The sequence below is a fragment of the Bacteroides sp. MSK.18.37 genome, from assembly GCF_019129155.2.
GTDB classification, from domain to species: domain Bacteria; phylum Bacteroidota; class Bacteroidia; order Bacteroidales; family Bacteroidaceae; genus Bacteroides; species Bacteroides ovatus.
Map to the genome: position 1 here is coordinate 7,090,067 of NZ_JAHOIB020000001.1, position 12,749 is coordinate 7,102,815.

Genomic DNA, 12,749 nt, shown 5'->3' on the forward strand with positions numbered 1-12,749 from the left:
GGATTCGTGCCTTATTCGAAAGGCTTTCTGTCCCTGTCTGATGCAAAACTACACACAATCTCACCCTATTTCCAAACAATAGAAGCGCTGTTTTATCTCAACTAAAATGAGAATTACATTTTCAGCATAAAGTATTGTTATACAAGCAGATAAGCGTCATAAAACTTGTCTCAAAAAAAATGAGAATATAGGTTTTACTCAATTTTCTTTTATCACAAGGTTCTGTTTCTTACAATATTCTAGTGGTGTCATGCCAGTTACATTCTTGAATACTCTATAGAAAGTAGCCTTAGAACTAAAGCCACATTGTTCTGACAAAGCTTTCAAAGTATATTTTGAGAGGTTTTCCTGATTTAAACGTTTTTTAATCTCATTGACACGATATACATTAATGAAATTAGAGAAGTTCACATTCATGTGGTTATTGAGCAATTGAGAAAGCTCTGTCTCGGTACAGTCCAATTTTGCAGCAACGTCCCCAATACTTAATTTTGGATTCAGATAAGGCTTTTCATGTTCCAAATAGGAAAGCAAATTATCCAAGATACCATTCACTTTCATTTCGGGCAATGCCGCCTTTTTATCTTTACTTCTCTCCTGAACCTTACTTAATATCATCCGCTCATCCGTCATCCGCTTTTTAAGTTTCCATATCCGGTAACAGAAATATATTACTAGAATACTTATTATTAGAACCATCAATAATATGCCTGCCATAAAAGTATATGATTTCCGGACATAGATATCCACAGTCTGCATCTGTTTTTCACCGCCCGGGACACGCAACTTGAAGACATAATGTCCTCCTGGTAGGTCCTTATAAGAAACTTCATTAATCCCTGTCTGTTTCAACCATTCCTTATCATACCCTTCCAACTTATACTCATAGAAATTGGCATAAGGCAACGCATAATCCATATTAGAAAATTTAAAACGAAGAGTATTTTCAGAAGAAGGCAATTCAATTCCTTTCGACATGTCCATATACGGAAAGTCATATTCTATATTAGAAATAGCATACGATGTTATTATAGGGGTACTTATAATACGACGTTCTGTATTAATATTCCCGGTTGTGGTATAGACTAACCCGCCTTCATTGGCCCACCAGATAATACTGTCATTGGAAACAAAGACACTATTATTAAATTCCAGACCGCTCAACCCATCCTGTCTCTGATATGTATAATGCTGTTCTTCTATCGGATTGTAACGTACAATCTCTTTTTGTGTAGCGATCCAGTAAATTCCATGACTATCTTCCAGGATACAAGGCACTTGATTATCCGGAAGCAGATTATCAGTAGTAAAATGTTCATGAACAACCAAATCCTTCCCTATCTTATACAAACCATTATCCGTACAAACCCACATATCTTTCCGCAAGTCCTCCATAATATACTTAATTTCAGCCTTTATCGGAACACTAAAACAGTCCGCACGCATCTTCCCCGTAGCAATATCCAATAAAAACAGACCGAATTTGCTACCTACCCATAGACGATTCATCGAATCAACACACAAACATAATATGGCATTTGTTGTCAGGACGGAGTTCATCGTATCATATTTCTTCAGCACATGTCCTTCAGGGGTACTCTGATAAAGTCCACTTTGAGAAGCAAACCATAAATTCCCCTTCGCATCGTCTACAATATTAAGAATGCAACCATACAGAAACAACTCTTCATGGGAGAAGTCCCTTAAAGACCATGTTTTTTCATCAAAAACATGCACCCCTCCACCGTAAGTACCTATCAATATTTTGTCCTGTATCCGATTTATAAACACTACTATGTCCGACCGCAAATTAGAAAAGTTTTTCTCCAAACTATAACTTCTTATTTCCCCTGTTTTTTCACAAATAAAGAAAAGCCCTGTCCTTGTACCAATCAGCTTGTCTCCATTAGGAAACATATAAAAACTACGAACCCGATAATCAGTTGAGTAAAAATCATTTTTACTGTAATAAGAGAACTTGGCACCAATACGAGGTGTATAACTGATTCCCCCAAACTGGGTTCCAATCCAACGAATGCCATTATCATATAAAAATGCAGTGATTGTATTGGAACTGATAGAATTCCGTGCCTTCTCCTTATGTGAAATAACTTCGATACTTCCATCTTCCAAAGACAACACTTTCAATCCCTGTCCATTTGTACCGACAAACAATTGGTTATCCTGTCCGTCTATTGTCATTATCAGATTATGTTCAAAACCGTTCACTTTGGCAAATTTCTTTCCGGACATATCAAAGCTGAATATTCCTTTATTGAAACTACCCAAATAGATATGGTTGCCCATACGCGTGAGACAAATGAAGAAATTGCTGTTTGATATCTCTTCCGGCATCCGGTAAATCTCCGGTTGCATCGTCCGGATATCTATTCTACCCAACCCGTCGGCGGTAGAAAACCAATATATATTCTTATCCTCACAAATAATAGACGTGATATGATTGCACGGTGAAAGCCCGGTTTCTAAAAATATCTGGCGAGGAGTATGATTATTTATAAAATAAAGACCAGCTTCCGTTCCCACAAGAAATTGGCTGTCTGCAATCTTCCAGATTGATTTGACTATTGCAGATGGAATGTCCAGTTTTACCGTTACATTAGTCTTACGACTAAAGTATTTCAGTCCGGAAACTGTACCAAGCAGCAATGTATCGCTATCCAATTCTTCTATCGACCAAATATCATCTTCTGACAGTAAGGGATAAGTTTTCACCTCACATCCGTCGAAACGGCATAACCCCACCTTCGTTCCAATCCAGATAAACCCGGATACATCTTTCTTTATTGCGTTTACTGTATTACTTGGCAGTCCCTCAAAAGTCGTTATATTATAATAATTCATAGGAGAAGAAGAATAAACTCCTTCAACTTTAAGTAGTATAAAAACCAGTACTATGATTAATTGCAGAATATATTTTTTCATAAGCAGATGCCGTTCTTCTCAAACTTCAAGGACAAAGATAGTAAAAAATGAAAGATATTCGCAAAGACACTAACGTATACTCAACCGAAAAACATAAAAAACTATTATAATCAAAAGCATTTCACCTACTATTCCACAAAAACGTCCTATCTTTATTGCCCGAATCAAAGAAAGGAGCTACATGGATTTACGTACGGCAAATGTTACAAGATATATTCTTCCTCTGCGTGAGGGGGGCTCATTGCCTGCTTTGGCCGAAGCTGACGATGAATTTAAGTATGTAGTCAAATTCAGAGGGGCAGGACACGGAACAAAAGCGCTGATTGCCGAACTGATTGGTGGGGAGATAGCCCGTGCACTGGGTTTCAGAGTCCCCGAAATAGTTTTTCTGAATCTGGACGAGGCCTTCGGACGAACGGAAGCAGACGAAGAGATACAGGATTTACTTCAATGGAGTCGAGGACTGAATATGGGATTGCATTTCCTTTCCGGTTCGTTGACTTTTGATCCGATAGTACATCAAGTAGATGGAAAAACGGCTTCGCAAGTAGTATGGCTGGATGCCTTGCTGACTAACGTAGACCGTACCATTAAAAATACCAATATGTTGATATGGCACAAAGAACTATGGCTGATAGATCATGGGGCGTCCCTTTATTTCCACCATTCCTGGACTAACTGGCAAAAACAGGCACTGGTTCCTTTTGTACAGATAAAAGACCATGTATTATTGCCGTTTGCCGATAAACTGGAAGAGGTAGATATTGAATTCAAGCAGATATTGACTTCTGATAAAATCCGTGAGATAGTCAATGCTATTCCCGACGACTGGTTGAACTGGACAGAAGGCACAGAAACTCCACAGGATTTGAGAGACATTTATATTCGATTCTTAGAAGAAAGGATGAAACATTCCGAAACATTTGTAAATGAAGCGCATAATGCAAGAAAGGCACTTATATGAATACGCAGTCATCCGTTTCGTTCCTAAAGTAGAACGGGAGGAGTTTATCAATATGGGGATTGTGTTGTTTTCCAAACAAGCCAAATACCTGAAATCCCTCTATACGATAGATGAGAACAAACTAAAACTGTTTTCTTCCGAACTGGATATTAATTGCCTGAAAGAAGGGTTACAGGTCTTTGACAAGATATGCATGGGAAATAAAGAGGGAGGAGCCATAGCCAATATGGATATTCCTGACAGGTTTCGTTGGCTGACTGCAGTAAAAAGTTCCTGCATACAAGTATCTCGCCCACATCCGGGATTTTCTACTGATTTAGATAAGACTTTGGAAAGATTGTTCAAGGAATTAGTACTCTGATTCCTTGGACAATCTCTTTGTCAAACTAACGGGCAGTAATATAAAAGCTCTGTTCTACTGCTTCAGCAGTCTGCACTTTAGGTTCTCCGCTACGCCCATATTGCCAGGCTACCACTGTCACCTTTACCGGAAATTTTGCACGTGGGGGAATTTTAGTCAATACCAGTTTATCTCCCTTTATCTCTGCCGGACCTTCTTTTACATAATAGTAAACCGGAAGACCGGAGTCAGCAGTTCCATTTAAACTTATTTCTTTCACTGAAGCTTTTACATCGGATAGTTTCGGGAAAATTATACGTTGGGGTATCCCTTCCTTATTCCGGTAAGGAATACGAATCTCTACCTGCTGAACGGCACTCCGGTATTTATGATCCTGTTTTACGGAAGCCATCAGGCAGATGCCTCCTGTACGTTTAGGATTCTCCAATCCCATCCGATAGAAACGAACAGTAAAAGTTGTATCATTCACCACTTCCACCGGACCGCAAATTCTCGACATTCGAATGGGATGCGTACTGTGTTCTTTTGAATATTCGTTCCTTAACGTATCTGTGTACACTGCTTTCAGGTGGAAAGTGACTCCGTCCGCTTCGGGTTGAAAAGAAGGAGACATACGTACATGGGATTTCGGATTGAAAGTTATCAGTTTTCCTTTTTGCTCAAAGCCGATATACTGCTCTGTCTTTCCACGCTCATTGGCGTAATATTTTTCTGTGGCATCTGCCATTTCCTTATCAAAATACCAAAACGCATGGTTCTTGTCTCCTTTATACTTATCATAGGAAGCGGCTTCGGCTGTAGGCTTTTCATTCTTTCGCCAACGGTCTGCCAGCCAGCCATTCTTTGCTTCTACCGGAATTAACTGAATCGGAGCATCCAATGACGAATGCTCCGGCAACCGATATTCCACTGTCTTTTTCAGAAAGAGGGAAAGATAATCAATCAATTCATCGGATATGTCGAAATGTCCGTGTCCTGCATCAGCAAGAAATGAAAGGGGAGCATTCGGATATTCACGACGATAATCGAAAGAGGTTATCAACCGGTCTTCCCACCATTCGTCCTCTCCCATTACCATTAATGAGGGGATACCTTCAATCGTACGGGTTCCCCAATCCAAATTCGCACGCCCGTAACCCGTCAAATGAGTTCTGGGAGAATCACCGTGAATAGAGAGTACGGCCAATGTACGTTCAGGATTCCAGGCGGCAAAGTTCCACGGATAAGTAGCCATTGCCGAGTGTCCGATAGGTATAACCGGGGCAAACTCCAGCTCTGTATATCCGCTTATTTCAGACAAGTTCTTCATCATTGTTTCAAAGATTTGTTGGGTACCTTTTGTCACGTCCCAGCGTTGGTCTATTCCGGGAGTGATCCATATCTCTGCAATTCCCAGTTTGCCCATATTCTTCCGAAATTCAGGATGCTCGAAAATTGTTTCTTCGGTCATATTGTGTTGCCCGATGATGACGGCACGGACTTGTTTACAGTTTTCCGGTATCCATAGATAGGCAGAAGGGTGGGCGTTTGTCTCTTCTGAAATCAGCTCTTTTATTTCTACGGACCACTGCCAGGGGGCTGCTGCCACCTTAGCAACCTGCATGAATAATGACAACAATACAACAAGAAAATATTTATTCATAATGCTTCTTTTAATTGATTTAACTTCCTATACTACGAATATGAAGAACAAAATACTCAAAAAACGACTATATAATAGTAGATATTAAATGCAAAGATAGAGTTATCCGTAAAAAAGGTAGCAAAACCCGTAATCTATATAAAAACAGATTACCTTTTACAGACTAACTTTGTATAGAGGAAATAAAGATAATAAAAACATTAGAATACGCTTTTATTTTAATAATATACTTGATTATGGAAAAAGTAAAATTGAACAATGGCATTGAAATGCCTATTTTAGGTTATGGTGTTTATCAGGTTACGCCTGAAGAATGTGAACGTTGCGTATCAGATGCAATCAGTGTGGGTTATCGTTCTATTGATACGGCACAAGCCTATCATAATGAAGAAGGTGTAGGAAATGCAATCAGCAAATGCGGTGTGCCACGCGAGGAACTGTTCATCACTACAAAAGTATGGATTTCAAATGCCGGTTACGAAAAAGCTAAAGCTTCTATTGATGAATCACTTCACAAATTAAAAAGTGATTATATAGACTTACTGCTCATTCATCAGCCATTCGGTGATTATTATGGAACTTACCGGGCTATGGAGGAAGCATATAAGGCTGGTAAACTCCGTGCAATCGGTGTCAGCAACTTCTATCCTGACCGCTTTATAGACTTGGCAGAATTCTGTGAAATTACTCCTGCCGTCAATCAGGTAGAGACACACGTTTTCAACCAACAGATAAAGTTGCAGGAAGTAATGAAAGAATATGGTACTAAAATTATGTCATGGGGACCGTTTGCTGAAGGACGAAACGACTTCTTCACCAACCCGACTCTCCAGGAAATCGGTAAAGAATATGGCAAATCAGTGGCACAGGTCGCACTGCGTTATCTGATTCAACGCGATATTATCGTGATTCCTAAATCGACTCATAAAGAACGTATGATTGAGAATTTCAATGTTTTCGATTTTTCGTTAACACCGGATGATATGGCGGCTATCGCTGCGCTTGATACAGCTAAAACGCTCTTTTTCTCCCACTATGATCCGGAGATGGTGAAGTGGTTGATTAATTATGGTAAATAGTGGTAAGTAGTAAATCCCAATAAAGACTACAAATGGGAATTGAATTCAGACAGAAGAACAAAAGAACATAAAGGCTGCGCTTAGAAAATTATTTCTGTTGCTTGTTGAACTGCTGTTTTATTTTTTGTTCTTATGTTCTTCTGTCTGAAAATAAATTATCATTTACTTATCATTTTCACATACTCAATGACCATCAAAATAATTTGAGTCATTTTTTCAGCGGAGTAAAATGCAATGCGGCTCCGCCATTCGCTTTTAGCTTCAAAACAAGCTTATCTCCGGCTTTTATCTTCTTATGAGTACTACGTACTTTCGTTCGTGTATTCAGCTTGTCATCATCTTCGTACAGGTGAAGCATATACTTCTTACCCGGTTCCAGAAAATCCGTAGTCAATGTAATTGTGCGGGCTTCCGTATTCGTCATTGCTCCTACAAACCAGTCATTCCCCGAACGACGTGCCTGAACGATATATTCACCAATCTCTCCATCTAACGCGCGGCTGTCATCCCATACACTCGGAATTGCTTTCCAAAATTCCAGTTCTTCTTCTCCCTGGTAGAATTCCGGTCTGTCATACCAAAACATAAATTGCAAAGGACTGTAATACACAGCTGCCATCGCCAACTGATGTGCCTTCGTATTCTTCACCCGGTTATTGAAATAGCAAAGCGTATAGTCTCCTGCACCTGCCAGATAGCGGGTGAAAGGAAGAGTCGTATTGTGTGTGGCATCCGGCATTTCTTCATTTCCACGAATACCTTCCTGCGTCATCAGGTTAGGATAAGTACGGCTGAAACCTGTCGGACGATATTCGTCATGAATATCTACCATCAGATCATATTCTCCACATTGACGAACTGCATCATGCAGCCAGGTACTCCAACGCTGATTACCTATCTGTACAAAACCGAACTTGATACCTTTCAATCCCCATTTTTTATACAAAGGCAACAGAATATCCAACTGCTGCACTAATGCGCGCTGATTGACATACACCATAAGTCCGATTCCTTTCGATTCGGCATATTTACACAAAGCAGGTATATCAAGGTCTTTATCAGGAGAAACAGTAGTAGCGTCCGAACTCATTTTCATTTCCGGTCCGTACCATCCTGCATCCATGTGCACATACTGAATACCACGTTCTGCCGCAAAGTCAATGGCTGCTTTTACTCTATCTTGTTTCAAGTCGCCCGAACGGAATACTTTCCCGGGTTTGATCCAAGAAGTATCAGCCAGTTTGCAAGCCGGATTCAGATTCAAGACAAGATCATTATTATTAATTAAATCGACCGGACGTTCGCCAACCATGATTACACGCCACGGAGTACTGTAAGGAGAAATAATATCGACGCTACTATACAGGCTTGTCTCCAAAGTGGAAGGTTTCTCTGCCGATAAACGGAATTTACCACGAACATAATCCACCATTTCTGCTTCCAACAAAGCTACTGATAATCCATCAGGAAGTTTCAATGTCAATGGACGCTCACTCTCCTCTTTACCCCATCCTTTCAACGGACGAAGTTCATAAGGTCCTTGCGCCCAACGTTCGTAATACGCCATCGTTCCTTCAGGCATTGTGAAGCTAGTCTGCTCACCGACAATATGCAAGAAAAGCCCGTTTGTCATTTCCGGAAAATGATAGCGGAAAGCAACTCCTTCATTATAGGCGCGAACTATGATATTCATAAAGTAGTTCTTACGCTTATCATAACCACCGTCCTGATTGCCTTTTCCTTCCCCTTTCTTGAACTTCAAAGTCATCTCATTATAGCAATCACGAACCTCCGCACGCTCGCCATATACAGGTTTCCATATTTCGTCCGTTTTTTGATGTTCAGTCCCTGTCAACTTCAGATTCTCACACCAAAAATGACAAGTATCATTCGGTATACCCAACGCCGATTCAAATAACTGATTTTCAATCAGAACACCCAGTTTACTTTCTTCAATCACCGGACGATTCTTATAAGTCAAGGTATAATACATTTGTGCATTATCCTCTCCCACCGCACGTTGATAAAAGGTAAAACGATAAGCTCCATCAGGAGACGTCAGTTCCTGACGGGTTTCTGTCATCACATCTTGCGCTTTTACCAATGCCGGTATCACCAACAACAAAAGCAAAATTCTTTTCTTCATTCTATTTACGTTCATGTTTATTCATCTTTTCTATTATATACGAACGAGGAAGAAATTATACTCAAATGTTTATTGCCTGAAAAGCTTATTCCATCTGCTCTCTATATAAAGTAGGTGTCATTCCTGTCACCCTTTTAAAAATGCGGTTAAAATGTACAGGTGATTCAAATCCGCAAGTAGCACTGATTTGAGATATATTCATCATACTACTATTCAATAGTTTACAAGCATATCCGATACGCATATCAAGTACATACTCTTTGAATGTTTTTCCTGTGTTTTCTTTAAAGTATCGGCAGAAAGCAGTAGGGTTCATCGCTGTATAAGAAGCAATTTCATCCAGACCGATAGACTCGGTATAATGTTTATTCAAATAGGCAATCACTTTTTCCATTCTTTCATTACGCATAATCGAAGGAGACGGAGTATAATGAGAAGTAGTCAGATACTTCCTGTGATTACTGGTAGCCATCATTTGTAGGAGTGAAAGCAACAGGATGATTTGATCTACTCCTTTGGCAGAAGGTATTTGTTTTAATAGCTTAATGATTTTCCCCGAACGGGTAATTGTGAATTTAATTCCTCTGCAAGCATCCTCCAATAAATTCCTGATAGGAATAAACTGGGAGTATTGAGATATAGAATAATGCATAAAGTCTTTTTCAAACTGAATATTGACTCCTCTTACTTTCAGTTCGGATTTTTCTTCGTTATCAGATTCTTCCCCGTCGTCCGGTGGACTTTGCATACTATGAGGCAGTTCGGAACCGAAAAGAATCAAATCACCTTTTGAATAGGAGATAATGCTGTCACCCACCAGACAATCCCCTTCTCCCTTCTCCACATAAATAATTTCATACTCACTATGAAAATGCCACGGATACGTGAAACGCGGATATTCATAAAAGCGGGCACGGACGGGATTAGAAGTCGTAATAGTCAACTTCTCATTCATTATCTTCCTCATAAATCTCCTTTCTAAACTACTTTTGCAAAGATAAGTAAATATCTTGCAAAGATACGCATCATAGCATGTGTAAAAACCCGCTATTTTTGCATCCATCATAAAAACATTTGATAGAACCATGAACGAATTATTTAGTATTGCCGGTAAAGTCGCTGTTATTACCGGAGCAGGTGGTGTACTGGGTGGAAATATTGCCCAACACTTTGTACAGCAAGGAGCAAAAGTAGTAGCTATTGACATTCGTCAGGAGCAACTGGACAACCGCGTGGCTGAACTTAAGCAATACGGTGACGATGTAATCGGTATCATTGGTAATGTACTTGACATCGCCAGCCTGGAGAAAGTAGCCGAAGAAGTCGTAGCCAAATGGGGACAGATCGATATTCTATTGAACATTGCCGGTGGCAATATGCCGGGAGCTACTCTTGAGCCAGATCAGCACTTCTATGATATGGATATCTCTTGCTGGGAAAAAGTGACTAATCTGAATATGAATGGGACAGTCTATCCGTCTATGATATTCGGTAAAGTAATGGCAAAACAAGGCAAAGGATGTATCATTAATGTATCCTCAATGGCAGCATACAGCGCTATCACCCGTGTACCGGGATATTCGGCTGCAAAAACTGCCGTAGCCAATTTCACTCAATGGCTGGCAAGCGAAATGGCACTTAAATACGGTGATGGTATCCGTGTAAATGCTATTGCACCGGGTTTCTTCATCGGCGATCAAAATCGTCGTGTGCTTATCAACCCAGATGGTACACTGACAGATAGAAGCAAGAAAGTATTGGCTAAAACTCCAATGAAACGTTTCGGTGACATCAAAGAGTTGAATGGTGCAGTGCATTTCCTGTGTAGTGAAGCCGCTAGCTTCGTAACCGGAGCAATGTTACCTATTGATGGTGGTTTCAGTGCATTCAGCGGAGTTTAAGCAATAAATAATAGCCTGTTATAAAGAGAAAGACTATGATGGAAAAGACTTGGAGATGGTTCGGCAAAAAGGATAAGATAACCTTGCCGATGCTCCGACAAATAGGGGTAGAAGGGATTGTCACTGCCCTGCATGATGTACCGAATGGTGAAATATGGACAGTAGAAGCTATTAACGATTTGAAATCATACATCGAATCTTATGGTTTACGTTGGTCGGTAGTGGAAAGTCTTCCTGTATGTGAAGCAATCAAATACGCAGGAGCGGAACGTGAACAGTTGATTGAGAACTACAAAGTAAGCCTTGCCAATTTGGGTAAATGCGGCATAAAGACAGTGTGTTATAATTTCATGCCCGTTATCGACTGGATACGTACAGACTTGCAACACCCCTGGCCGGACGGAACCAGTTCACTTTATTACGACCGTATTCGCTTTGCTTATTTCGATATCCGAATCTTGGAACGTGAAGGAGCTGAAAAAGATTACACTGAAGAAGAACTTCAGAAAGTTGCCGAGTTGGATAAGGTTATCACAGAAGCAGAAAAAGACGCTTTGATTGATACGATCATTGTCAAGACTCAAGGTTTTGTTAATGGCAATATCAAAGAAGGAGATAAAAATCCGGTTTCCATCTTCAAGCGGTTACTTGCTTTGTACAAAGATATAAACCGGGATGCTTTGCGTGAAAATATGCGTTATTTCTTATCTGCAATCATGCCTGTATGCGAAGAATATGGAGTTAATATGTGCGTACATCCGGATGACCCTCCATTCCAGGTATTAGGTTTACCACGTATCGTTACCAATGAAAATGATATTGAATGGTTCCTGAATGCCGTAGATAATCCTCATAATGGATTGACTTTCTGTGCAGGCTCTTTGAGTGCAGACGAACATAACGATACACGTGAGTTGGCTAAGAAATTTGCAAAAAGAACTCATTTCGTACATCTGCGCAGCACAGCTGCCATGCAAGGTGGAAACTTCATTGAAAGCTCCCATCTTACGGGAAGAGGACATCTGATTGATCTTATCCGTATCTTCGAAAATGAGAATCCGGGATTACCAATGCGTGTAGACCACGGACGAATGATGCTGGGAGATGAAGATAAAGGTTATAATCCGGGATATTCCTTCCACGGACGTATGCTGGCTCTTGCACAAGTAGAGGGAATGATGGCTGTAGTAGATGATGAGAAAAGACGACAGATAATATTATAATCATTACAGTACTGATATAGTCAGAGCTTCGTCAGAGCAATAACCTCGTTATTTGTTTCAAGGCGGGAAACATTTTGTTTCAAGCGTTGAAACTGATGGTTTCCCGTCTTGAAACTTTAGTTCCAAAGGCTCGAAACTCCAGTTCCAAAGGCGGGAAACTATAGTTTCTAAAGCAGGATGTACTGTACTGGATTTAGTTGACAACTTCGCTTGTTATACCTAAGTTAGTTTACTCAATATTTTTTAAAACCTAAATAAGTTTACTTGTCCCTTTGTAATTCCTGTATAAGTTGTCATTTTAGATATTTTGCAAAATTATGTATCTTCTCTTATAAGTGCAAGACTTCGGGCTGTAAACTTTCATTAAATAACAAAAACTCTTCGCTCGGGGATCGCCCTAGCGGCAACCTTAGATTTGCAGCATCAAAATATTTATCTTTGAATTGATATTGAAAGGAAAGCAAAAGGAAAACCATCAGCGGCAATAGAA

9 protein-coding genes are annotated in these 12,749 nt (G+C 40.0%); 5 read left to right on the top strand and 4 right to left on the bottom strand.

From position 1 onward, the window contains the following. Positions 1-198: 198 nt before the first annotated feature. The gene (locus tag KSX81_RS27990; protein WP_004296998.1) at positions 199-2,943 is read right to left on the bottom strand and encodes a two-component regulator propeller domain-containing protein; all 2,745 of its coding nucleotides are present in this window, start codon (positions 2,941-2,943) and stop codon (positions 199-201) included. 181 nt (positions 2,944-3,124) lie between these two features. On the opposite strand from KSX81_RS27990, the gene KSX81_RS27995 reads away from it, so the two are divergent. Then, positions 3,125-3,907 (top strand): HipA family kinase, encoded by a 783-nt coding sequence (locus KSX81_RS27995; protein WP_004296999.1) that lies wholly within the window; start codon positions 3,125-3,127, stop codon positions 3,905-3,907. After that, a complete protein-coding gene (locus KSX81_RS28000) occupies positions 3,885-4,268 on the top strand; it encodes a DUF3037 domain-containing protein (protein WP_004297000.1) in 384 nt (127 codons plus the stop codon). Before KSX81_RS27995 ends, KSX81_RS28000 begins: the two co-directional genes overlap by 23 nt. Positions 4,269-4,293: 25 nt before the next feature. Here the strand turns inward: KSX81_RS28000 and KSX81_RS28005 are convergent, their stop codons facing one another. Continuing rightward, complete coding sequence (locus KSX81_RS28005; RefSeq protein WP_004297002.1) at positions 4,294-5,910, bottom strand: alpha/beta fold hydrolase; 1,617 nt, start codon at positions 5,908-5,910, stop codon at positions 4,294-4,296. A 236-nt stretch (positions 5,911-6,146) separates the two neighbouring features. Here KSX81_RS28005 and KSX81_RS28010 point away from each other — a divergent pair, with 236 nt between their 5' ends. Beyond that, positions 6,147-6,989 carry an aldo/keto reductase gene (locus KSX81_RS28010; protein ID WP_004297003.1) on the top strand — a complete coding sequence of 281 codons (843 nt, stop codon included), beginning with the start codon at positions 6,147-6,149 and terminating at the stop codon, positions 6,987-6,989. A gap of 208 nt (positions 6,990-7,197) precedes the next feature. Here KSX81_RS28010 and KSX81_RS28015 read toward each other — a convergent pair whose 3' ends face one another. Both KSX81_RS28015 and KSX81_RS28020 read right to left on the bottom strand, forming a co-directional pair. Next, entirely contained in the window at positions 7,198-9,150 is a 1,953-nt protein-coding gene (locus tag KSX81_RS28015) for a glycoside hydrolase family 97 protein (RefSeq protein ID WP_004297004.1), read from the bottom strand. A 70-nt stretch (positions 9,151-9,220) separates the two neighbouring features. Further along, on the bottom strand, positions 9,221-10,102 hold the full coding sequence (locus KSX81_RS28020; RefSeq protein WP_004319633.1) for an AraC family transcriptional regulator: 882 nt from the start codon (positions 10,100-10,102) through the stop codon (positions 9,221-9,223). A gap of 118 nt (positions 10,103-10,220) precedes the next feature. On the opposite strand from KSX81_RS28020, the gene KSX81_RS28025 reads away from it, so the two are divergent. Then, the gene (locus tag KSX81_RS28025; RefSeq protein WP_004297005.1) at positions 10,221-11,036 is read left to right on the top strand and encodes an SDR family oxidoreductase; all 816 of its coding nucleotides are present in this window, start codon (positions 10,221-10,223) and stop codon (positions 11,034-11,036) included. A gap of 35 nt (positions 11,037-11,071) precedes the next feature. Then, positions 11,072-12,259, top strand: a complete 1,188-nt coding sequence (uxuA, locus tag KSX81_RS28030; RefSeq protein ID WP_004297007.1) for a mannonate dehydratase — start codon at positions 11,072-11,074, stop codon at positions 12,257-12,259. Positions 12,260-12,749: the final 490 nt, after the last annotated feature.

Coding starts and splice junctions, on each gene's coding strand:
- KSX81_RS27990 (WP_004296998.1), bottom strand. CDS start 2,943: ATGAAAAAATATATTCTGCAATTAATCATAGTACTGGTTTTTATACTA.
- KSX81_RS27995 (WP_004296999.1), top strand. CDS start 3,125: ATGGATTTACGTACGGCAAATGTTACAAGATATATTCTTCCTCTGCGT.
- KSX81_RS28000 (WP_004297000.1), top strand. CDS start 3,885: ATGCAAGAAAGGCACTTATATGAATACGCAGTCATCCGTTTCGTTCCT.
- KSX81_RS28005 (WP_004297002.1), bottom strand. CDS start 5,910: ATGAATAAATATTTTCTTGTTGTATTGTTGTCATTATTCATGCAGGTT.
- KSX81_RS28010 (WP_004297003.1), top strand. CDS start 6,147: ATGGAAAAAGTAAAATTGAACAATGGCATTGAAATGCCTATTTTAGGT.
- KSX81_RS28015 (WP_004297004.1), bottom strand. CDS start 9,150: ATGAACGTAAATAGAATGAAGAAAAGAATTTTGCTTTTGTTGTTGGTG.
- KSX81_RS28020 (WP_004319633.1), bottom strand. CDS start 10,102: ATGAGGAAGATAATGAATGAGAAGTTGACTATTACGACTTCTAATCCC.
- KSX81_RS28025 (WP_004297005.1), top strand. CDS start 10,221: ATGAACGAATTATTTAGTATTGCCGGTAAAGTCGCTGTTATTACCGGA.
- uxuA (WP_004297007.1), top strand. CDS start 11,072: ATGATGGAAAAGACTTGGAGATGGTTCGGCAAAAAGGATAAGATAACC.